This window comes from Chryseobacterium sp. SIMBA_029 (assembly GCF_046535275.1).
Classification (GTDB): Bacteria; Bacteroidota; Bacteroidia; order Flavobacteriales; family Weeksellaceae; genus Chryseobacterium.
Window position 1 is genome coordinate 123,340 of sequence record NZ_JAWRXA010000011.1, and the last position, 19,284, is coordinate 142,623.

The 19,284-nt window shown below is 37.3% G+C and carries 25 protein-coding genes; 15 read left to right on the forward strand and 10 right to left on the reverse strand.

From position 1 onward, the window contains the following. Nucleotides 1-2: 2 nt before the first annotated feature. The 3 genes from csgH to SB679_RS19225 all read right to left on the reverse strand — a co-directional run bounded on the left by csgH (nucleotide 3) and on the right by SB679_RS19225 (nucleotide 2,135). Nucleotides 3-731: a curli-like amyloid fiber formation chaperone CsgH gene (csgH, locus tag SB679_RS19215; protein WP_410703947.1), complete on the reverse strand. Its 729-nt coding sequence runs from the start codon at nucleotides 729-731 to the stop codon at nucleotides 3-5. A gap of 12 nt (nucleotides 732-743) precedes the next feature. Continuing rightward, nucleotides 744-1,142, reverse strand: a complete 399-nt coding sequence (locus SB679_RS19220) for a hypothetical protein (RefSeq protein ID WP_410703948.1) — start codon at nucleotides 1,140-1,142, stop codon at nucleotides 744-746. A gap of 174 nt (nucleotides 1,143-1,316) precedes the next feature. Then, nucleotides 1,317-2,135 carry a hypothetical protein gene (locus tag SB679_RS19225; protein ID WP_410703949.1) on the reverse strand — a complete coding sequence of 273 codons (819 nt, stop codon included), beginning with the start codon at nucleotides 2,133-2,135 and terminating at the stop codon, nucleotides 1,317-1,319. Nucleotides 2,136-2,388: 253 nt separating this feature from the next. Between SB679_RS19225 and SB679_RS19230 the strand changes: the two genes are divergently transcribed. The 4 genes from SB679_RS19230 to SB679_RS19245 are packed head-to-tail and all read left to right on the forward strand — an operon-like array spanning nucleotide 2,389 to nucleotide 5,645. Continuing rightward, a complete protein-coding gene (locus SB679_RS19230) occupies nucleotides 2,389-3,018 on the forward strand; it encodes an NUDIX hydrolase (protein ID WP_410703950.1) in 630 nt (209 codons plus the stop codon). 27 nt (nucleotides 3,019-3,045) lie between these two features. After that, entirely contained in the window at nucleotides 3,046-3,852 is an 807-nt protein-coding gene (locus SB679_RS19235; protein WP_034710571.1) for a lysophospholipid acyltransferase family protein, read from the forward strand. A 12-nt stretch (nucleotides 3,853-3,864) separates the two neighbouring features. Then, nucleotides 3,865-4,302 (forward strand): hypothetical protein, encoded by a 438-nt coding sequence (locus SB679_RS19240; RefSeq protein ID WP_410703951.1) that lies wholly within the window; start codon nucleotides 3,865-3,867, stop codon nucleotides 4,300-4,302. 5 nt (nucleotides 4,303-4,307) lie between these two features. After that, nucleotides 4,308-5,645, forward strand: coding sequence for a UDP-N-acetylmuramate--L-alanine ligase (locus SB679_RS19245; RefSeq protein ID WP_410703952.1), 1,338 nt, complete (start codon nucleotides 4,308-4,310; stop codon nucleotides 5,643-5,645). An 88-nt stretch (nucleotides 5,646-5,733) separates the two neighbouring features. Here the strand turns inward: SB679_RS19245 and SB679_RS19250 are convergent, their stop codons facing one another. Then, the gene (locus SB679_RS19250; RefSeq protein WP_410703953.1) at nucleotides 5,734-6,609 is read right to left on the reverse strand and encodes an aldo/keto reductase; all 876 of its coding nucleotides are present in this window, start codon (nucleotides 6,607-6,609) and stop codon (nucleotides 5,734-5,736) included. A 214-nt stretch (nucleotides 6,610-6,823) separates the two neighbouring features. Between SB679_RS19250 and SB679_RS19255 the strand changes: the two genes are divergently transcribed. Both SB679_RS19255 and SB679_RS19260 read left to right on the forward strand, forming a co-directional pair. After that, on the forward strand, nucleotides 6,824-7,258 hold the full coding sequence (locus tag SB679_RS19255; protein ID WP_410703954.1) for a GNAT family N-acetyltransferase: 435 nt from the start codon (nucleotides 6,824-6,826) through the stop codon (nucleotides 7,256-7,258). A gap of 1 nt (nucleotide 7,259) precedes the next feature. Then, a complete protein-coding gene (locus tag SB679_RS19260; protein ID WP_410703955.1) occupies nucleotides 7,260-7,733 on the forward strand; it encodes a GNAT family N-acetyltransferase in 474 nt (157 codons plus the stop codon). Here SB679_RS19260 and SB679_RS19265 read toward each other — a convergent pair. After that, a complete protein-coding gene (locus tag SB679_RS19265) occupies nucleotides 7,717-8,640 on the reverse strand; it encodes a LysR family transcriptional regulator (RefSeq protein WP_410703956.1) in 924 nt (307 codons plus the stop codon). The genes SB679_RS19260 and SB679_RS19265 overlap by 17 nt on opposite strands. 40 nt (nucleotides 8,641-8,680) lie before the next feature. Beyond that, nucleotides 8,681-9,427, reverse strand: a complete 747-nt coding sequence (locus SB679_RS19270; RefSeq protein WP_410703957.1) for a metallophosphoesterase family protein — start codon at nucleotides 9,425-9,427, stop codon at nucleotides 8,681-8,683. 192 nt (nucleotides 9,428-9,619) lie between these two features. Between SB679_RS19270 and SB679_RS19275 the strand changes: the two genes are divergently transcribed. The 5 genes from SB679_RS19275 to SB679_RS19295 are packed head-to-tail and all read left to right on the forward strand — an operon-like array spanning nucleotide 9,620 to nucleotide 13,181. After that, on the forward strand, nucleotides 9,620-10,234 hold the full coding sequence (locus tag SB679_RS19275; protein ID WP_410703958.1) for an NAD(P)H-dependent oxidoreductase: 615 nt from the start codon (nucleotides 9,620-9,622) through the stop codon (nucleotides 10,232-10,234). Further along, complete coding sequence (locus SB679_RS19280; protein ID WP_410703959.1) at nucleotides 10,234-11,118, forward strand: NAD-dependent epimerase/dehydratase family protein; 885 nt, start codon at nucleotides 10,234-10,236, stop codon at nucleotides 11,116-11,118. Before SB679_RS19275 ends, SB679_RS19280 begins: the two co-directional genes overlap by 1 nt. Nucleotides 11,119-11,134: 16 nt before the next feature. Continuing rightward, nucleotides 11,135-11,428, forward strand: a complete 294-nt coding sequence (locus tag SB679_RS19285; RefSeq protein WP_410703960.1) for a putative quinol monooxygenase — start codon at nucleotides 11,135-11,137, stop codon at nucleotides 11,426-11,428. Next, complete coding sequence (locus SB679_RS19290) at nucleotides 11,425-12,174, forward strand: type 1 glutamine amidotransferase domain-containing protein (RefSeq protein WP_410703961.1); 750 nt, start codon at nucleotides 11,425-11,427, stop codon at nucleotides 12,172-12,174. The genes SB679_RS19285 and SB679_RS19290 overlap by 4 nt, the downstream gene beginning before the upstream one ends. Before the next feature lie 23 nt (nucleotides 12,175-12,197). Next, nucleotides 12,198-13,181, forward strand: a complete 984-nt coding sequence (locus SB679_RS19295; protein ID WP_410703962.1) for an aldo/keto reductase — start codon at nucleotides 12,198-12,200, stop codon at nucleotides 13,179-13,181. A 99-nt stretch (nucleotides 13,182-13,280) separates the two neighbouring features. On the opposite strand, the gene SB679_RS19300 is transcribed toward SB679_RS19295, so the two are convergent. The 3 genes from SB679_RS19300 to SB679_RS19310 all read right to left on the reverse strand — a co-directional run bounded on the left by SB679_RS19300 (nucleotide 13,281) and on the right by SB679_RS19310 (nucleotide 14,801). Further along, a complete protein-coding gene (locus SB679_RS19300; RefSeq protein WP_410703963.1) occupies nucleotides 13,281-13,727 on the reverse strand; it encodes a carboxymuconolactone decarboxylase family protein in 447 nt (148 codons plus the stop codon). Nucleotides 13,728-13,736: 9 nt separating this feature from the next. Next, nucleotides 13,737-14,165 (reverse strand): MauE/DoxX family redox-associated membrane protein, encoded by a 429-nt coding sequence (locus tag SB679_RS19305; protein ID WP_410703964.1) that lies wholly within the window; start codon nucleotides 14,163-14,165, stop codon nucleotides 13,737-13,739. 63 nt (nucleotides 14,166-14,228) lie between these two features. Beyond that, nucleotides 14,229-14,801 (reverse strand): Crp/Fnr family transcriptional regulator, encoded by a 573-nt coding sequence (locus tag SB679_RS19310; RefSeq protein ID WP_410703965.1) that lies wholly within the window; start codon nucleotides 14,799-14,801, stop codon nucleotides 14,229-14,231. A gap of 66 nt (nucleotides 14,802-14,867) precedes the next feature. Between SB679_RS19310 and SB679_RS19315 the strand changes: the two genes are divergently transcribed. From SB679_RS19315 to SB679_RS19330, 4 genes are all read left to right on the forward strand, one after another. Continuing rightward, nucleotides 14,868-15,233 carry a DUF1304 domain-containing protein gene (locus SB679_RS19315; protein WP_410703966.1) on the forward strand — a complete coding sequence of 122 codons (366 nt, stop codon included), beginning with the start codon at nucleotides 14,868-14,870 and terminating at the stop codon, nucleotides 15,231-15,233. A gap of 505 nt (nucleotides 15,234-15,738) precedes the next feature. Next, on the forward strand, nucleotides 15,739-16,989 hold the full coding sequence (locus SB679_RS19320) for a quaternary amine ABC transporter ATP-binding protein (protein ID WP_410703967.1): 1,251 nt from the start codon (nucleotides 15,739-15,741) through the stop codon (nucleotides 16,987-16,989). Nucleotide 16,990: 1 nt separating this feature from the next. Then, nucleotides 16,991-17,818 carry a proline/glycine betaine ABC transporter permease gene (locus SB679_RS19325; RefSeq protein ID WP_317741248.1) on the forward strand — a complete coding sequence of 276 codons (828 nt, stop codon included), beginning with the start codon at nucleotides 16,991-16,993 and terminating at the stop codon, nucleotides 17,816-17,818. 1 nt (nucleotide 17,819) lies between these two features. Continuing rightward, nucleotides 17,820-18,674: a glycine betaine ABC transporter substrate-binding protein gene (locus SB679_RS19330; RefSeq protein ID WP_410703968.1), complete on the forward strand. Its 855-nt coding sequence runs from the start codon at nucleotides 17,820-17,822 to the stop codon at nucleotides 18,672-18,674. Between the two features lie 145 nt (nucleotides 18,675-18,819). On the opposite strand, the gene SB679_RS19335 is transcribed toward SB679_RS19330, so the two are convergent. Next, nucleotides 18,820-19,209, reverse strand: coding sequence for a winged helix-turn-helix transcriptional regulator (locus SB679_RS19335; protein ID WP_410703969.1), 390 nt, complete (start codon nucleotides 19,207-19,209; stop codon nucleotides 18,820-18,822). Nucleotides 19,210-19,284: the final 75 nt, after the last annotated feature.

Genomic DNA, 19,284 nt, shown 5'->3' on the forward strand with positions numbered 1-19,284 from the left:
TTTTAGTAGATGAATTCATTTTTTATAAGGTTTTTTCTGGCATTAAATTCTTTGATATATTTCAGGCTGCTGGCAAGCTGTTCTTTCAGATAGTCTTCGCTGGGATTGGTCATAAAGCTGTAAATCACTTTATCTTCTATTTCAACATTGATCTGGCTGCTGGTCCCACGAACAGGAAGTTCCGAAATGGTAACCGAAGCATTCGATTTGTCCGGAAGCTGGCTGTACTGCATATAAAACAGATCATAAAAATCTTTTCCTACTTTACTTTTAGTTTCATCAATCGTCAGACCTTTTAATTCAAATACAGCATCTTCTTCTACTCTGCCCGCTTTCTTTTTAAACCAGTCATTATTAAATTCAAGGCTGTCTTTAGCAACAAGCTTTTGGGTTTCTTCGTCTTTGATATACAGAAAGGCTTTCAAGGCATCTTTCTTGTCAAGGTTTACACTGATTTCCGACAGTACTTTTACTTCATTGGGATTGATTGAAAATTTCCCGCTCTGACGGTTATTAGAAAGATTACCCTCCCCTCCTTTTTTAATGGAAACCAAAAGATAATTAAGTTCTTTGTAAATGGTCGTATTGTTGGTAACAGTAGCTTTAAGCTTTATCTGATTTTCTACCGTACTGTGTTCAATTTTAGCAATGACCTTCTTGTCTTCCTGTCCGTAACTCATTACAAACAGGAAGATAAAAAAGGTACACGGATTCAAATACAGATTTTTCATCATTCATGTTTTTTAATAATTCCTCATGAAAATGGTTTTATTATCTCCTTTTACAGTTACCTGCATGCCGTCTGATACGCTGTTGCTTCCGGTAATATCAATAATATTGTTATTTCCCTGAGTGGTAACGGCTGTTTTGGTTTCTGTATCCGTAAAAGAATTAATAAAAAAAAGAGTGTTGTAATCTCCAAGCTGCCGTACTGAAATATCCGTTTTTTCATTAAGAGAAAGAGCTGCTTTATTGAAATCCCCCACCTGAATAATGTTGGAGTAGAAAGCATCAGATCCATTATTTTGGATCGCAATCGCTGCAAGTGCATTATTACTGTTGATATGCTCCCAATCAACCTGCTGTGATTTGAAAGACTGCAGTATGAAAAGTGTACAAACACTCAGTCCTAACTTAAACATGGCATTAATTTTACATAAAGGTATATCAATAGAGAATTGGAAAAAACACACCCAGACAGTATACATATAAAATCATGGTTTCCGGGTATATTCTGCGTGGTAAGCCTAAAAAGGAGAAACTAAAAAACAGCCTCTCCTTTTAATACTGACATTCGTAATACGGCTATGTCTCTATTAGTTTGATTGATTGACAATCATAGAATTTCCGTTACCAATCTGAGTTCCTACATGAACGTGGGCATCACCGGTTTGGGCCACCCAGGTAAAATTACTGTTACCCATCTGAACATCTATTGCCGTATTGGAATCTCCTAACTGAATTTGATATAATTGGTTATTATTTCCAGCTTGTGCTCCCATAGATGTATTATCATCACCAATTTGAACGGCGGCAGCTATGTTGCCATCACCCACCTGATCATTGGATGCACTGTTATCATTTCCATCCTGATATTGTACCAGAAAGTTTGAATTTCCAGCCTGAAGGCCGCTTGCTGTATTTCTTCTTCCTAATTGTATCTGAGCTGCAGTATTATTGTCGCCCCATTGGATCGCTGATGCATCATTTCTTCTGCCATCCTGGTATTGAACCACTGCGTTGCTGTTACCCAACTGTAAGGATGATACATCATTTCTTCTTCCTATCTGAGTTTGGTCTGTAGTGTTGAAGGTTCCCAACTGCCAGGTTACTGCAGAGTTTCTGTTTCCCTGCTGGCTTACGTTATTAGAGTTTGCCAATCCTGTTTGATCTACATCAATAGAGTTTCTGTTTCCAACACTTTCAGCAGTATTAACATTCAGGATTCCTACCTGGTCAATGTCTGCAGTGTTGCGATTTCCATCCTGTGTTAAAGAATTAATGTTCAAAAGACCTGTTTGGTCTACTGTAGCAACGTTTAAGTTTCCAAGCTGGGCAGTCATATCAATGTTTGATTGTGCGAAACCGAAACTCATAGCCATTAGTGTAAACACACCTGTGATAAAGTTTTTCATCTTAGTATAAATTAATTGGTTAATAGTCTTACAAAGGTATATTCTAAAGCAAAGTGAAAAACCACTGCAAAAGTGTAAATTTTAAAAATCATTATTTACAGTTGGTAAAGTCATTATTTCCCGGTGGCTGCAAATCACCGGCTTCAGTTACGTATAAATACGGAATGAGATGATCTTACCAATCCCTCACAATGATGGTTAATTAATGTTAAGGGGTATTCTTTTCTTCAATATATATTGCTAAATTTGAGCTATGGAAAGTTTTGGAAAAGATTTATTGAGAAAAATAAAAAACGTAGAGTTGCCCGGGACTAATGCCCATGGCGTATTTTCTCCGCCTTCACGTCCTGTTTTCAGTTATGATGAGGTTTTGGCAAAAAATCCAAAGTTTGCTGCGGTGAATATTGTTTTATATTTAAAAGACAACGAATGGTATTTCCCACTGATCCAACGCACCATCAACGAGCATGACAGACACAGCGGACAGATATCCCTTCCGGGCGGTAAACGTGAGGAAATGGACAGAGACTTTGCTGAAACCGCAGTTCGGGAAACTTCAGAAGAAATCGGAATAGAGAAATATTACCTGAGAGTAATCCGGGAGATGTCTCCAATTTATGTTCCTCCAAGTAATTTTTATGTATATCCTTACATTTCATATACTAAAAAGAACCCACTTTTCGTTTTGCAGGAAAGTGAAGCGGTAGATACGATTGAGTTCCCTATCACTTCTTTTTTGAATCTCCCTGATAATCCCGAAATTATGGCACTTCCAAGCGCCGGCGGGCATGAAGTACCGGTGATTAATTTCAACGGATACATCATCTGGGGGGCTACAGCAATGATATTGAGCGAATTCAGCCAGTTGCTGAAAAAAATGTAACTTTGCGCAACCGTGTTTAATTGAAAAATGGCGAAGAAAAATATTTTCACCGATGCATTCGGAACACCTTATTTATTAAAAAGGTTAATAATTTTTATTTTAGGAATTGTATCCTATAGAAGGTTCAATGGTTTTAATAAATTGAAGATAACCGGTACGGAACACCTGGTGGATCTTCCGGATTCCAATGTCCTTTTTGTATGTAACCATCAAACCTATTTTGCTGACGTAGCCGCTATGTATCATGCATTTTGCGCGGTAAACAACGGCTATTTAAATACCATTAAAAACCCGATCTACCTCCTCAACCCTAAGATTGATTTTTATTATGTTGCAGCTGAAGAAACCATGAACAAAGGGATTCTTCCAAAGATTTTTAAAATTGCAGGTGCTGTAACCGTAAAAAGAACCTGGAGAGCGGAAGGACAGAATGTGAACAGAATGGTAGACCTTACCGAGGTAGACAATATTATGAAAGCCTTAGACAATGGCTGGGTAGCTACTTTCCCTCAAGGAACTACATCAGCGTTTGCACAAGGAAGAAGAGGAACTGCCAAATTAGTCAAAAACCAGCGTCCGATCGTGATTCCCATTAAGATCAATGGTTTCCGGAGAGCGTTTGACAAAAAAGGGCTCCGTGTAAAGGTAACAGGCGTAAAACCTACCATGGAGTTTAAAGCACCTCTGGATATCGATTATGACAATGAAAAAGCACCAGAGATTTTGTTGAAAATCATGACAGCTATTGAGCAGACTGAAGATTTCAACCTATTACACCAATATGATGAAGAATTAAAGGCTAAAAAATTAGAAAAAAAAGATTCAGATAATTAAAGCATTTAAAGTATGAAAGGAATAATAGGAATTTTATTCGCAGTCATCGTATTAGTTTCATGTAACAGCCAGAAAGTATATTCAGATTTTGATATTAGTTATGCAAAAAGCGGAGGTATCGCACCCATTTATGAAAACTTATTGATAAAGGGTAATGATGCACATTATTCGTTTGAAGGACAGGGCAAAAAATACAAACAGGATTTTAAAGTTTCTGATGAAGATTTAAAAAAACTGGATCATGTGCTTTCTCAAAATAATTTCAGAAGAATACAGGAAGATCATAAAAAGTTGTATGACAACGTATCCACTTCTATCAATATAAAGAAAGGGACTAATGAAGGCAGCAAGACAGATGCCAGTATGATTATGCCCAATTTCAAGACCAACTGGAACAATATACTCACTGCTTTTCAGGAGATTATTAATAACAATGTTAAAAAACAGTAAATAAGTTGAAAACCCATTTTATTGCAATCGGCGGAAGCGCCATGCATAATCTTGCTATTGCGTTAAAAGACAAAGGATATCAGGTTACAGGTTCAGATGATGCAATTTTTGAACCTTCTAAATCCAGACTCGAAAAGAAAGGAATCCTTCCCGCCGAAATGGGCTGGTTCCCTGAAAAAATAACTTCTGATATTGATGCTGTCATACTTGGTATGCATGCTCATCAGGACAATCCTGAATTAGCAAAAGCCAAGGAAATGGGGCTGAAAATATATTCTTACCCAGAGTTTCTTTATGAACAGTCTAAAACAAAAACCCGTGTTGTCATTGCCGGGTCTCATGGTAAAACTACCATTACTTCCATGATTCTGCACGTTCTTAATTTCCATCAAAAAGATGTAGATTATATGGTGGGTGCACAGCTGGAAGGTTTTGACTGCATGGTAAAGCTTACCCAGGATAATGATTTTATGGTACTGGAAGGAGATGAATATCTTTCTTCTCCTATTGATCTTCGTTCTAAATTTTTACTGTACCAGCCCAATATTGCGTTGATGAGCGGTATTGCATGGGATCATATCAATGTTTTCAAGACATTTGATGATTATATTGAGCAGTTCAGAAAATTCACAGCCAGCATTACTCCCGGTGGTGTCCTGGTCTATAATGAAGAAGATGCTGAGGTCGTAAAAGTAGTGGAAAGTGCTGAAAATTATTTCAGAAAAATACCATACAAAACCCCTGAATACGAAATCACCAATGGAAAAGTTTTCTTAAAAACAGAAATGGGTGATATTCCGCTTTCTGTTTTTGGAGCTCATAACTTACTCAACTTGGAAGGTGCCCGTCATATATGCCGTCAGTTGGGGATTATGGATGAAGATTTCTATGATGCCATTATGAGTTTTAAAGGCGCTTCAAAACGTCTGGAAAAAGTGGAAAGAGAAGATAAGGGAACGCTTTACAAAGATTTTGCCCATGCACCAAGCAAGGTAAAAGCAGCTGTAAAAGCTTTTTGTGAGCAGTTTAAAAAGGAAAAGAAATATGGTTTCCTGGAGCTTCATACCTATTCAAGTTTGAATCCGGTATTTTTAGAGCAATATGACCATGCTATGGATGGCCTGGATGAAGCTGTCGTTTTCTATTCTGAAGATGCTTTAAAGATCAAAAGAATGGATCCTATTTCTCCTGAGCTGATTAAAGAAAAGTTCAAAAATGAAAATTTAAAAGTCTTTACCAATGCTGAAGAACTTCATGCCTATTGGGAAACTTTAGATAAGACCCAAGGTGTCTTCCTGATGATGAGTTCAGGGAACTTCGGCGGTCTGGATTTAACGAAATAATATTGTATATACATAAAAAACACCTTCATTTGAAGGTGTTTTTTTATTTTAAGCCTGTAAGATCAGCTTAATGTAATGAATTTATATCTTAAATATCTGCCACAACATTCAGCATTTTCTCTTCCCATTCAGGATCTTTCGGATCAAAGAATAATCTTTTTCCTGTATCTAAAGAGCGTACGGTATTCATTTCATCTTCTGATAATTCAAAATCAAAGACATTGAAATTTTCCTCAATTCTGGAAGGCGTTACCGATTTTGGAATCACAACAAATCCTTCCTGCAGATGCCATCTTAAAATAACCTGCGGCACTGTTTTATGGTACTTTTCTGCAATAGCTTTTAATGCTGTATTATTTAGAAGTTCTTCATTCCCGTTTCCAAGCGGGCTCCACGGCTGAGTGATGATATTATGTTCCCTGTTATACACCTGAAGTTCTTTTTGCTGAAAAACAGGATGCAGTTCAATCTGGTTGATGACAGGCGAAACCGTTGAATTGGCTTTTAATTCCTCTAATTTTTCCACCGGAAAATTACATACGCCAATCGCTTTGATTTTCCCTTCATGATATAATTCTTCCATCGCTTTCCATGATCCTAAGAAATCTCCGTAAGGCCAGTGAATAAGATACATATCCAGATAATCAAGTTGCAATCTGTCCAATGTTTTCTGGAATGCTGCCTTTGTTTTTTCATATCCGCTGTCCTGAACCCAAACTTTAGAAGTAATAAACAGATCATCTCTGTTTACTCCACTGTTTTGAATCGCTTTTCCCACTCCTACTTCATTTTGATAAATAGCGGCAGTATCTATCATTCTGTATCCCGTTTGGATGGCCTTTACTACCGTATCCTCACATACTTTCTGATCCTCAATCTGCCATACTCCAAAACCTAATGCAGGAATATCAATTCCATTATTTAACTGTACCACTGGTTGTCCTGTATACGTTTTTTGATGCATATTTTTTTATTTAAATTATATAATACAATGTAAACAAATTTCCAATAATAAATTGAAATTAATCATTAATTATGGAATTAAAAAACAGATCGTCATCATAGTTTTTAACCATTACGATAAGGCTTTATCACTAGATATTCTTTTTCTATGTTAATATACGGTTCCCATTTTTTTAAAACAGCTTTATCCCTTATTTTTGTAAAAAATGTGAATTATGTCTCATTATATCAGGGTAGCTCATGCAGAAGACTACCCAAAAATTATGGAAGTTTGGGAATCTGCTGTACTCGCCACCCACGGTTTTCTTGCTGAAGAAGATTTTATATATTTTAAAGAAGTTATTCCCAGAGATTATCTTCCCAATCTGGAAGTGTATCTGATAGAAGATGATCAGGAGGTGAAAGGTTTTGCCGCTGTGGCAGAAGGTAATTTAGAAATGCTGTTCATCCATAATAATACCCGGGGAAAAGGCTACGGCAAAGAGTTATATACCTTCATGAAAGAAAAAACGGGTTTAACGAAAGTGGATGTTAATGAACAGAATCCTCAGGCAATCGGGTTTTACGAAAAAATGGGATTCAGGAAGATTGGAAGATCAGAAAAAGATGGTTCCGGGAAAGAGTATCCTATCATTCATATGAGCTTGTAATATGGATCATCTAACATTCAGAAGAATCGGGCCAGATGATCAAATTCCTTACGAATTGCTTCTGCTGGCTGACGAAACGGTAGAAGCCATCAATCAATACATTTTCGAATCTGAAGTATACTTATTGAACAACGAAGATCAGGACATCGCTGTTATGGCTCTTCATGAAAACAGCGCCACAGAAATAGAATTAAAAAATATCGCCGTTACCGAAAGCTGCCGAAATAAAGGAATCGGAAGTATTCTGATCGATAAAGCAAAAGAACTGGCAACAGAAAGACATTACACTTCTCTTTTGGTCGGGACTTCAGATACTGGGCTCCAACAGATCAGATTTTACGAAAAAAACGGATTCATCAGAAAAGGAATCCGCAAAGATTTTTTCATTGAAAACTATCCCTTTCCGATATATGAAAATGGAGTGCAGATGCGGGATATGGTGATATTAGAGTTTTTGATTAGACGTGAACGTTAGCATCATCAGCTTTACCCATCATCTGTCTGAATAATCCCTTAATATGCCCGATTTCAGATTGATAGCTGGTATTCTTACGGCACCCGAAATACAGGGTATTTTCTAGCATTTTATTTCCTTTCCAGATCAGTTGGATGTCTCCTTTTTCTATTTCATCTTTACATAAAAAGTCAGGAACAACGGCCAGTCCGGTTCCTCCTTTAAGGCAGCGGATGATAGAATTCATGTTAGGAACAATGTAATTGGGACGGAAATTGGGTTTATGCCCGAAATTAAGGATCCAGAACTGAAAAAGATGCTCCATATCGCCGGTAGTTCCATACCATTTCTCTTGTTTCAGCCACTCTTCAATCTGGTTGCTGTCTTTGGTTTTTACTGCTTTTTTAAAACTGGCTACATCCACATCTTTTCCACCCACCAAAATAATTTGCTCGGATGAAAAAGCTTCATGCAGAATATTGGGAGAAACCCCTTTCTTAGGAGTAATGATGAGATCAAGAATCCCTTTATCCAGCTGATCCAGCATCTCAGGATACTCTCCAAAACTAATAATCAGGTTAAAAGGTAAAGTGGAAACATACTGCTCCAACGTGGTCTGAAAAGTTTCAAAGCACATTCCTATGCTTATGGTCGGCGTATGCTTTTCCGTAGATTTCTGGAAATTTTTCTCTACATCTTCCAGCTTTGTCAACGGTTCGGAAACCGCATTAAACAAAACCTTCCCTCTTTCCGTAGGAATCATTTTCCTTCCTGTTCTGTCAAACAATTTATACCCCACATAAGCTTCCAGAGAGCTTAAATGGAGACTAACGCCCGGCTGAGAAATAAACAGTGTATCTGCAGCCCCCGTTAAGGTTCCGGTCTTGTAGATCGCTTTAAAAGTTCGGTACCATTCTAAATTAACCATCTCTTACATATTAGTATTATTTTACAAAAATACAAAATAATCAGAATACTGATACCTTTTCATTTCGTAAAAAAGAAGCATAATAATCTGGAATACCGCTCAGCTCAATCTGCTGTGCTGTTTCCTCAAGGGGATATTCAATCTGAACAATTTCGGGAATTATTTTTTCTTCATCCATTGTTATAATAACATAAGACGCTAAACGGTTCTCTTCTTTAGACCGTCCTACTGATCCGCAATTTACCGCCCATCTGCCGTTATCAAACCTTTTTTTAAAAGATAAATGAGTATGTCCCATCATCACAAGATCCGATTGAGATTGCTGCAAAATGTCTGTAAAAACCTCATCATCTTCAGATTCGTACAAATACGTTTCATTGCTTTCCAGTCCGGAATGGACTAATTGAATATTCCAGTGTTTTCTTCCAATTTTATAGTTTAATTTTAAATGAAAAGGAAGCTCAGCCAGATATTTTTTGTTATCAGACGTGATAAACTTTTTAGAATGGTCAATTGCTATGAATCTCGCTTGAGTTTCTTCTTCAGAGTGTTTGCTTAAAGGAATTACAGGAAGATCAAAAGCAATTCTTTCATCATGGTTTCCCATAATACAGGGAATGTTCAAATTTCTTATCCGTTCGATCACTTCATTGCCCCAAGGAGCAAAATCCACCAGATCGCCTAAACAGAACTTTTGTTTGATTCCTCTTTGTTTAATATCTTCCAGCACTGCTTCCAAAGCGGGAAGATTTCCGTGTACATCACTGAAAATCGCAATTTTTATCATACTCCATTAAAAATTTCTACACAAAGTTACAGGAGAGCGATGATAAAAGGGCTCAGCATCAATATGATATTTAACCATTTTCATTAAATTAATACTATCATAATTCTGATACTTGAGTATAATTTATATTATTTTTATTATATAAAAACTGAAGGTAACTTTGCAGAGTTAAATATAAACAATCATACAACAATGAAAAAAGTATTAATCATCAACGGCGGACAAAACTTCGGACATTCCGGGGGAAAATATAATCAAACCATTGCAGACAATACCTTGGAAGTATTAAAACAATTTGATAATGTAGAAGTAAAAATCACTAATATCAACGAAGGATATGATAAAAATGAAGAAGTTCAGAAATTTGTTTGGGCAGATGTTATCATTTACCATACGCCGATCTGGTGGTTCCAGCTTCCGAATGGCTTCAAAAAATATATTGATGAAGTTTTCACCGCAGGACATGCTAAAGGAATTTATATGAGCGACGGACGATCAGCAGATAATCCGAAAATCAACTACGGAACAGGAGGAATGCTGGGCGGAAGAAAATATATGGTAACCACAAGCTGGAATGCTCCCGAAACGGCTTTTACGCTCCCCGGAGAATTTTTTAACGAAACAAGTGTAGACAACGGACCTTTATTCGGGTTCCATAGAATGAATGCCTTTGTTTCTTTACAAAAAATGGAAAGTTTTCATTTCCACGATGTAGAGAAAAACGCCAATATAGAACGTGACATGAAGCTTTACAGAGAGCACCTAATGAATATTTTCGAAAAAGAATTTAAACCACAGCTGGTGTAATGAAAAAAATATTAATAACAGGAATTACCGGATACATCGGTGGAACAATCGCAAAGAAGCTATTAGAGAAAAACTACAGCGTTACAGGATTAGTTCGTAACGAAACCGATGTAAAGAAATTAGAGCAGTCAGGAATTGAAAGCATTATAGGCAGTATCCATGACGAAACCGTTTTAAAAGCTGCTGTCTCTAATGCAGATGCCGTTATTCACACTGCAGATTCGGCAGATGATGCTTATGCTGCAGACAGTTTTATAAGGCTGCTGGAAGGGAGTGGTAAAACTTTTATTTTCACTTCTGGTTCAGCTATTTTTGGAGGAAAGGAAAACGGAGAGAAAAATGATTTTGTTTTCACTGAAGATATCCCTCTGAATCCAAGATTAGAAATGGCTTCAAGAGTACTAATCAACCAATACGTCCTTCAATCTGCTGAAAAAAATATAAGAAGCATCGTTATTGTGCCTACCATGGTATACGGAACTGGTTTAGGCTTGAAAAAAGACAGTATCCAGCTTCCTGCCTTAATCAATTATTCAAAGGAAAAGGGTTTCGGTGTATATTTTGGCAAAGGAGAAAATATATGGTCTAATCTCCACATTGAGGATCTGGCTGATATGTACATACTAGCATTAGAAAAGGCAAAACCCGGTTCATTGTACTACGCGGAAAACGGTTCTTCATCGATTAGGAATTTAGCGGAAAATATAAGCCGGCAATATAATTTACTTCCTCCACAATCTGTAAGCATACAGGAAGCCGTGAATACATTCGGTCCGGCTGGCGGATATTTTGGATTTGCATCAAATAGCTTGTGCAGTTCCGACAAAGCAAAAATAGAATTAGGATGGACTCCTAGATATGATTCTATTGAAAAATTTATTTAAATTATACATACTTACTATGAAAATTTACCTTACAGCAATAATCAAGGCCAAAGCAGAACACCAGACTGAAGTATTAGAAGTTCTCCAGAATATGGTGAAAGAAACCCAAAAAGAAGAAGCATGTGAACTCTACAGTCTTCATCAGGGAATTGATAATAAAAACCAGTTTATCTTTTATGAAATCTGGAAAAACGAAGAAGGATTAGCCCTGCACAACCAGCAACCCTATATTCAGGCTTTTGGAGCTTTGATTGACGAAAAACTACAGGAAAAACCTCAACTCTATATGACTAATAAACTATCCATATGAAAAAATTAGCATTTGTACTGCTTACTCTCTTTACAATAGGATATGTTCAGGCACAAAAAAATACCACTATGAAAAAGAAAATTTTATTCGTCGTTACCAGTCACGACAAGAAAGGCGATACAGGGGAAAGCACCGGTTATTATCTGGGAGAAGTTTCTCATCCATGGGAAGTGCTGCATAACGCAGGTTATGAAATAGATTTCACCAGTCCTAAAGGCGGTACCCCTCCGGTAGATGGCTTTGATCTTAAAGATCCTGTGAACAAAGAATTCTGGGAGAACACAGAATATAAAAATAAAATAGACCACTCGCTGCAGCCATCACAGGTAAATCCAGCAAATTACAGTGCTATTTTCTATGCGGGCGGACACGGAGCTATGTGGGATTTCGCAGACAATACGGAACTGGCAGGAATTGCTTCAAAAATTTATGAGAACGGTGGTATTGTTGCTGCAGTTTGTCACGGACCGGCTGGTTTAGTTAATATTAAACTTAGCAACGGCCAGTATCTGGTAGACGGCAAAAAGATCAATGCATTTACCAATGAAGAAGAAGCTGAAGTGAAGTTAACGAATATTGTGCCTTTCCTTTTAGAAAATAAACTAAAAGAAAGAGGAGCAAAATTTGAAAAATCAGGGCTTTGGCAGAATCATGTAGTAAGTGATCAGCGAGTGATCACGGGTCAAAATCCACAGTCGGCAAAAAGTGTTGGCGAGGCGATTTTAAAAGAATTAAAGAATAAATAATTTCAAAAAAATTAAGTTAAAAAATGGAATATAGAACATTAGGAAACACTGATCTGGAAGTTTCAGTGATTACACACGGAGCATTCGCGATCGGTGGAAATATGTGGGGTGGAAATGAAAAACAAGATTCTATAAACTCAATTCATGCCTCTCTTGATCACGGGGTAACCTCAATCGATACCGCTCCATTCTATGGATTTGGATTGAGCGAAGAAATGATCGGTGAAGCCATTAAAGGCAGAGACCGTTCAAAAATACAGATACTGACTAAATTCGGTTTGGTCTGGGACGGAAGTAATCAGGGAAAAGGTGAATTTTTCTTCGATGCAGAAGAGAATGGACAAAAAATTCCGATTTACAAATATGCTTCCCGACAAAGCATCATCAAAGAAGTGGAGGAAAGTCTCCAAAGACTGGGAACAGATTATATTGACCTTTTACAGATTCACTGGCCGGACAGTACAACTCCAATCAGCGAAACGATGGAAGCGATGGAGCTATTGATTCAGCAAGGGAAAATCCGTGCTGCAGGAGTAAGCAACTACAGCATTGAACAAATGCAGGAAGCTAACAGAACGTTGAAAATAGCAAGCAATCAGGTTTCTTACAGTATGCTGAACCGTGCCATCGAACAGGATCTGGTTCCTTATTCATTGGAAAATAATTCAGGAATTATCGTTTACAGCCCCATGGAAAGGGGACTTTTAACCGGTAAATATTTTAAAGAAACCCAACTAAAGGATAACGATCATAGGAACGGTTATTTTTCCCAGTTTGATCTACAAAAAGTAAAAACATTCTTAGAAAAAATTGAACCTATTGCTCAGGAAAAAGGTTCTACCCTATCCCAGCTGGTATTACGATGGACTACCTTACAACCGGCAATTACCGTAGTATTGGCAGGAGCAAGAAACGCCCAACAGGCTATTGAAAATGCAAAAGCTATGTCTTTCGATCTTTCCGGGGAAGAAATGAATCTCATCAATACAGCATTGAAAGGAATTTAATTCCAAAACTCAACACTTATCAACAATTTATATTTAACATTTTCTAAGTAAGGAAAAAGGGCTCTTCAATGTTGAAGAGCCTTTTTATATTCAGTTGTATTAATTTTTAGGTACCTGCAGATGGGTGCTTATCCCAATTCTGTTCCATGCATTGATGGCTACAATCGCCATGATAATCTGTGCAATCTGGCTTTCATCAAAGAATTGTGTTGCTTTTTGGTAAGTTTCTTCAGTCAATCCTTTTTGGCTGATCAAAGTAATCTCTTCAGTCATTGCCAAAAGTACCTGTTCTTCCGCAGTATAGAAGTCTGCAGCCTCTCTCCATGCATTTAAAAGAAAAATACGCTGTGGAGTTTCTCCATATTTCACAGCATCCTTCGTGTGCATATCCAGACAGAATGCACAACCGTTGATCTGCGAAGCTCTGATCTTGATTAATTCTTTTTGGATAGGGTTTAAAGAAATCGTCTGAAGATATCCTTCTAATCCCAACATTGCTTTGTAAGCGGCAGCATCTGTGGTTGCCATATTAAATCTTGCGCTCATAATGATATATTATTTTTTAATTAGTTGATCGATACTTGTTGAATATCTTGGCTGTACTGCCAGTAAAAATGCACCGGCACTTCCCATCCATACTGAATAATCAAGAGGTACTTTAATTCCTAAAGCAACCGTCATGGATAAGGCAAAAGTTAATAACAGAAAACCGGTACCATAGGCTGCAATTTTAGTTTTGTATCCTATTAAAAGCAATACAGGAAAAAGTATTTCTAGGAAAGTAGCCCCATATGCAGAAATCCTGCTGAGACTTTCCGGTAAAAAGAAAGTGAGCTGTCGGGTATACTTCTCAAAATTCTCCCAGTTTCCCCAGGCTGAATTTTTTCCCCAGCACCCAAAACGGTCAGCAACCGCTGAAAGCATGGTTACCGCAATGGCAAGCCTTAAAAACAACTGTGGAAACTGAATTTTCTGATATGCCATGATATTGGTATTGAATTACATGACAAAGTTTAGCATTATAAACGGTAAAAATCTTAAACTGGTTTAAGAACGTAATTTCGCCCTTATTTCACTTAGATATTCCGGAGTAAACCCTAAAAACGAAGCAATGAGATATTGTGGAATTCTTTGAATAAACCAAGGATACAATGTACTGAAGTGAACATACAATTCTTCCCTGGTCATTTCATATAAATATCTGATTCTTTTCTCCGAAGCCGCATAAGCTCTCTGGTAAATCATCCTGAAATACCGCTCCATCACCGGATGCTTTTGCAGCAACAGCTCCTGGGTCTGAAGATCAATAACTAAAATTGAAGAATGTTCTACCGCCTGGATATTAAAATCTGAAGGGATTTGTCTTTCATAGGCAAAGGTATCTGTAATCCACCAGTTTTCAATGGCGAATTCAGTGGTCTGCTCTACTCCTTTTTGATTGATAAAGAACTTCCGGAGACAGCCTTTCGATACAAAATACATCGATCCGCAGATTTCTCCCTGATTCATAAGATTCTGCTTTTTCCTGACATCCATAACCTCAAAAAAAGAAAAGATAGAAGCATATTCTTCCTCACTTACGGTAATAAATTTATCGAGATGTGCTTTGAAAGTATCCATTTTGCAATTTAGTACTCAAACTTAACTTTATTTTTTTAGTTTTACAATGTCAAAAACAATAAAATAATGGAAATCGTTGCCAAAATTCTGATCGCAGTAGTTGCACTGGAACATCTTTACATTCTCTGGATGGAAATGTTTGCCTGGGAAACAAAAGGAAAGGAAGTTTTTAAGGCGGCTTTACCCGCAGAAATGTTCAAACCGACTAAAGGATTAGCGGCTAATCAGGGACTTTACAATGGATTTCTTGCTGCCGGATTAGTCTGGTCTTTCCTCATTGAAGATCCGAAATGGCAAACCAATGTGGCTTTATTTTTCTTAAGCTGTGTTGCAATTGCCGGAATTTATGGTGCTGCTTCGGCTGCAAAAAAGATATTTTTTGTTCAGGCTCTGCCTGCTATTTTAGCGATTATTGCAGTACTGTTAAAATAAATTTCTCGCCACTTAAAATTTATTACCTACACACCTATTTCTTATATCTTTCTATAAGAAATATTGACCTGAATATTCTGTTCTATGATCCGGCTTAAGACCAGCTTCTTATGCCCTAAAAATCCATTTAATATAAAATTCGTAAATTTCCACCATCATAAGAAATTGATGTACAGCTTTTTTAAGCTGGTCTGCATTTTGATGCAATGTAGAAATTCAAGTTGTTCAGTACACATACTTTTAATTACTTCATCAGTAATTTAATTTTTTAAATCTGTAAAAAATATTCATTTGTTTTTTGCATGATGCACTCTTTTTCTAGAGTATAATCTATCAGAATATTTAAAAATATAGACATCAGACATCAGGTCTTTTGTATCTGTTTTTATTTTTTGTAATGGGGTTTTAATCATTAAAACTCTTATCGGTTATGTTGTACTGTATTCAGCAGAACACCTTAGATTAAACGTATAATCAAGGTATTTATTAATTGAAAAATCTTAATATGGATATAATTGAAAACAGTAGAAAAGTAAAACTTAAAGTTGAAGATCTGACTATTATTTTCGGGAAGCATAAAGAAAAAGCACAGGAACTTCTGGACCAGGGCTTTTCCAAAAAGGAAATTCTCGAAAAAACAGGTTGTACAGTGGGAATCAACAAAGCTAATTTTGAAATCTATGAAGGAGAATTCTTTGTGATTATGGGATTATCCGGAAGTGGAAAATCTACATTACTGCGATGTCTTAACAGATTGAATGAGCCCACCTCAGGAAAAGTATACATCAATGATGATAATATTACCGTTAAAAATAATAAAGACCTGCTGGAAGTAAGAAGAACGGAGATGAGTATGGTATTTCAAAATTTTGGATTACTCCCCCATCATACCGTTTTAAGCAATGCCGCTTTCGGACTGGAAATCCGGGGAGAAGATAAAAAATCCCGTGAAGAAAAAGCACAAAAAGCCCTGGATATTGTTGGCCTAAATGGTTTTGAAAATCAGTTTCCTTCACAACTTTCGGGAGGGATGCAGCAAAGAGTCGGATTGGCAAGAGCATTAGCCAACGACCCTGAAGTTCTGCTTATGGATGAAGCGTTCTCTGCACTGGATCCTCTTATAAAATCTGAAATGCAGGATCAGATGCTTGAATTACAGGCTACCCTTCAAAAAACCATTGTCTTCATTACTCATGACCTGGATGAAGCCATTAAAATTGGCGACCGTATCGTCATCATGAAAGATGGCGTGATAGAACAGATGGGTACTGCTGAAGATATCTTAACCAACCCTGCAAGTGATTATGTGAAAGCTTTTGTGGAAAAAGTGGACCGTAAAACCATCATCACTGCCAAATCTCTGATGTTCGACAAACCTACCGTAGTGCGTTTCAGAAAAGACGGTCCGGAAGGTGCTCTTCGAAAAATGAGAGCAACAGGTTTTGAAACATTACCGGTAGTAGACTTTCAAAATAAATTTCTTGGTTTTGTAACCCTTAATGATGTCGTACACATTGCAAAGCAGAAAGAACCTACGGTGGAATCGGTTATCAACAGCAATGTTCCTTCAGTGTACAAAGATGCTACCGTAGAAGAAATGCTTCCGTTAATTTCCGGAAGTAAATCTTCTATCGCCGTCGTAGATGAAAACAATAAATTTTTAGGTCTTGTCACACAGTTATCTCTGATTATAGAAGCTACCAAGTTTAACGAAGAAGAGATTATTGAATTAAAAGAAATCGCAAACAATCAATAAAATGGATAAAACTATAGATATAGGTCAGTATGTAGAAACTGCAATCAATTGGCTGACAGAAAACGCAAAACCTTTATTTGATGTCATAAAAAATGTAGGAAACTCTTCTATTATGGGGATTGAATGGGCTTTAACCCATACTCCTTTTTATATTATCATTCTTCTTTTTACCTTACTTGCCTGGTGGAAAGCCGGAAAAGGGACTGCTATCATGACGGTAACCGGACTTACTTTAATATTTTTAATGGGACTATGGAGAGAAACCATGGAAACGCTGGCCCTTATTTTTGTGGCAACACTTACAGCGCTTCTCATTTCTGTCCCTTTAGGGATCTGGGCAGCTAAAAGCAAATTGGCCGCTAAAATCATCCGTCCGTTACTGGATTTAATGCAGACCATGCCTGCCTTTGTTTACCTTATTCCTGCTGTATTATTTTTCAGCATTGGTAAAGTACCGGGTGCTTTTGCAACGATTATTTTTGCAATGCCGCCGGCAGTGCGGTTAACAACTCTCGGAATTGAGGCTGTTCCGAAAGATATTGTAGAAGCAGCACGTGCCTTTGGAGCCACCAACCGTCAGATTTTATTCAAAGTAGAACTTCCTTTAGCCATGAAAACTATTTTAGCAGGGATTAATCAAACGATACTGTTATCATTATCCATGGTCGTAATTGCCGGAATGATTGCCGCTGGTGGATTGGGTGAAAAAGTATTGGAAGGAATTAATAATCTAGATATCGGACTTGGGTTTGAAAGTGGTTTATCTGTCGTGATTTTAGCGATTGTTCTGGACAGGATTACTCAGGGATTTGTAAAGAAAAAACAGTAAAATGAAACAAATAAAATACCTATTATTTCCCATGGTAATCGTCATGTTTGCGCTGTTGAATTCATGTGGAAATATCAAAAATTCTAAATATATAACCATCGGAATGGTGGACGGCTGGGCCGAAGATGTTGCCATGACCCACGTTGCCAAAGCAATTTTGGACGAACAAGGCTATCATGTCATTATTCAGAAAGCTTCAACAGATATGATTCTGGCTTCTATGAATAACGAAGATACCGACCTTTTTATGGGAGTATGGCTTCCGTATACCCATGCTAAAAAAGTAGCCAAATTTCCGGGATTAGTTCATATCGGAACCAATTATGAAAGCGGCCGTATCGGTCTGGTAGTTCCAGATTACCTGCCCATTACATCAATAGATGAATTAAATCAGCATCAGGAACAATTCAGTCATAGAATCATTGGAATTGAGAAAGGAGCAGGACTGACATCTGCCACAGATAAAGCGATTATTGATTATAAGCTTAATTATCAGCAGATCAACTCCTCTACCATTGCCATGATTACCGAACTGCAAAATGCAATGCAGCGTAAACAATGGATTGTGGTCGCTGGATGGCAGCCCCACTGGATGTTTGGCAAAATGAAATTGCGGTTTCTGAAAGATCCCAAAAAAGTATTTGGGGAGGCAGAACAAATTAAAACCTACAGCAGAAAAAGTTTCGGTAAAGATCATCCAGAGCTGGTCACATTCTTTTCCAACATGCATTTTGATGATCAAACAATGACTGATCTTGTAACGAAAATGGAAGACAGTAAAAACAAAGAAGCCACCGCCAAGAAATGGGTGAAAGATCATTCTTTATTGATTAAATCATGGTTGGATAAAAAGTAATGTCAATAATTCTCTCGCAGATTATGCTGATTTTGCAGATCATACTTTTTTAAAAAAAATCTGCTGAATTTGCTCAATCTGCGAGAGATCTTAACTATATAACTAACCTCAGTCCTTAACAGTCTGAGGTTTTTTATTGATCAATCTATGATTCAGATGAACTCATCGATTCTTTAATCTTTTCACGGTGAAGCAATCCCCATTTCACCAAGGTTTCCGTCACCGGAAAAACCGATTTACCGTATTCCGTGACGGCATAGGTTACGGTAATCGGTTTTGTATCCTGAATGGTTCGGGTAATGAGCAGGTTTATTTCTAATTCCTTTAATTCTTTACTGAGCATTTTTGCCGAAATCGGGTCAATTCCCCGCTGGAGTTTTTTAAAATGAATATGCTGGTCCGTGCGGTTCGTCAGATAACGCAAAATCATCAGTTTCCATTTTCCGCCTAATACATCAAGACTGTCACGCATAGCAAACAATTCTTCAGTGCACGTCGCTTCTCTTTCCTGTCCGTTTTCTATAATTTTTGTCATAATAGTTTCATTAAAGTAACCAGTTACCAAGAGTTAACTAGTAGCAAATATAAACCATTCAGTTTTTACATTTGT

Coding starts and splice junctions, on each gene's coding strand:
- csgH (WP_410703947.1), bottom strand. CDS start 731: ATGAAAAATCTGTATTTGAATCCGTGTACCTTTTTTATCTTCCTGTTT.
- SB679_RS19220 (WP_410703948.1), bottom strand. CDS start 1,142: ATGTTTAAGTTAGGACTGAGTGTTTGTACACTTTTCATACTGCAGTCT.
- SB679_RS19225 (WP_410703949.1), bottom strand. CDS start 2,135: ATGAAAAACTTTATCACAGGTGTGTTTACACTAATGGCTATGAGTTTC.
- SB679_RS19230 (WP_410703950.1), top strand. CDS start 2,389: ATGGAAAGTTTTGGAAAAGATTTATTGAGAAAAATAAAAAACGTAGAG.
- SB679_RS19235 (WP_034710571.1), top strand. CDS start 3,046: ATGGCGAAGAAAAATATTTTCACCGATGCATTCGGAACACCTTATTTA.
- SB679_RS19240 (WP_410703951.1), top strand. CDS start 3,865: ATGAAAGGAATAATAGGAATTTTATTCGCAGTCATCGTATTAGTTTCA.
- SB679_RS19250 (WP_410703953.1), bottom strand. CDS start 6,609: ATGCATCAAAAAACGTATACAGGACAACCAGTGGTACAGTTAAATAAT.
- SB679_RS19255 (WP_410703954.1), top strand. CDS start 6,824: ATGTCTCATTATATCAGGGTAGCTCATGCAGAAGACTACCCAAAAATT.
- SB679_RS19260 (WP_410703955.1), top strand. CDS start 7,260: ATGGATCATCTAACATTCAGAAGAATCGGGCCAGATGATCAAATTCCT.
- SB679_RS19265 (WP_410703956.1), bottom strand. CDS start 8,640: ATGGTTAATTTAGAATGGTACCGAACTTTTAAAGCGATCTACAAGACC.
- SB679_RS19270 (WP_410703957.1), bottom strand. CDS start 9,427: ATGATAAAAATTGCGATTTTCAGTGATGTACACGGAAATCTTCCCGCT.
- SB679_RS19275 (WP_410703958.1), top strand. CDS start 9,620: ATGAAAAAAGTATTAATCATCAACGGCGGACAAAACTTCGGACATTCC.
- SB679_RS19280 (WP_410703959.1), top strand. CDS start 10,234: ATGAAAAAAATATTAATAACAGGAATTACCGGATACATCGGTGGAACA.
- SB679_RS19285 (WP_410703960.1), top strand. CDS start 11,135: ATGAAAATTTACCTTACAGCAATAATCAAGGCCAAAGCAGAACACCAG.
- SB679_RS19290 (WP_410703961.1), top strand. CDS start 11,425: ATGAAAAAATTAGCATTTGTACTGCTTACTCTCTTTACAATAGGATAT.
- SB679_RS19295 (WP_410703962.1), top strand. CDS start 12,198: ATGGAATATAGAACATTAGGAAACACTGATCTGGAAGTTTCAGTGATT.
- SB679_RS19300 (WP_410703963.1), bottom strand. CDS start 13,727: ATGAGCGCAAGATTTAATATGGCAACCACAGATGCTGCCGCTTACAAA.
- SB679_RS19305 (WP_410703964.1), bottom strand. CDS start 14,165: ATGGCATATCAGAAAATTCAGTTTCCACAGTTGTTTTTAAGGCTTGCC.
- SB679_RS19310 (WP_410703965.1), bottom strand. CDS start 14,801: ATGGATACTTTCAAAGCACATCTCGATAAATTTATTACCGTAAGTGAG.
- SB679_RS19315 (WP_410703966.1), top strand. CDS start 14,868: ATGGAAATCGTTGCCAAAATTCTGATCGCAGTAGTTGCACTGGAACAT.
- SB679_RS19320 (WP_410703967.1), top strand. CDS start 15,739: ATGGATATAATTGAAAACAGTAGAAAAGTAAAACTTAAAGTTGAAGAT.
- SB679_RS19325 (WP_317741248.1), top strand. CDS start 16,991: ATGGATAAAACTATAGATATAGGTCAGTATGTAGAAACTGCAATCAAT.
- SB679_RS19330 (WP_410703968.1), top strand. CDS start 17,820: ATGAAACAAATAAAATACCTATTATTTCCCATGGTAATCGTCATGTTT.
- SB679_RS19335 (WP_410703969.1), bottom strand. CDS start 19,209: ATGACAAAAATTATAGAAAACGGACAGGAAAGAGAAGCGACGTGCACT.